The sequence below is a fragment of the Salmonella sp. NW177 genome (assembly GCF_051811585.1).
Taxonomy (GTDB): Bacteria; Pseudomonadota; Gammaproteobacteria; order Enterobacterales; family Enterobacteriaceae; genus Salmonella; species Salmonella enterica.
In genome coordinates, this window is record NZ_JAMMZV010000028.1 from 1 (window position 1) to 503 (window position 503).

Sequence of the window (503 nt, forward strand, 5' to 3'; positions counted from 1 at the left end):
GCGATCGGGTGGATCAGGGTAACAACCATTTTGATGTTGTCGCCCGGCATTACCATCTCTACGCCTTCCGGCAGTTCGATGGTGCCAGTCACGTCAGTAGTACGGAAGTAGAACTGCGGACGGTAGCCTTTGAAGAACGGAGTATGACGGCCGCCTTCATCTTTGGACAGAATGTACACTTCAGATTCGAACTTGGTGTGCGGCTTGATGGTGCCCGGCTTAGCCAGTACCTGACCACGTTCGATTTCTTCACGTTTGATACCACGCAGCAGAACACCTACGTTCTCACCGGCACGGCCTTCGTCCAGCAGTTTGCGGAACATTTCAACGCCAGTACAGGTAGACTTCTGAGTCTCTTTGATACCAACGATTTCAACTTCTTCGCCCACTTTGATGATACCGCGTTCTACACGACCGGTAACAACGGTACCACGACCGGAGATGGAGAATACGTCTTCGATCGGCAGCAGGAACGGCTTGTCAATCGCACGCTCTGGTTCCGG

1 protein-coding gene is annotated in these 503 nt (G+C 52.9%); it reads right to left on the reverse strand.

Features of this window, described 5'->3' with window-relative positions; all coding sequences use genetic code 11:
* A partial coding sequence (locus NA986_RS24335) for an EF-Tu/IF-2/RF-3 family GTPase (RefSeq protein WP_072208683.1) occupies positions 1-503 on the reverse strand: 503 nt, incomplete at both ends.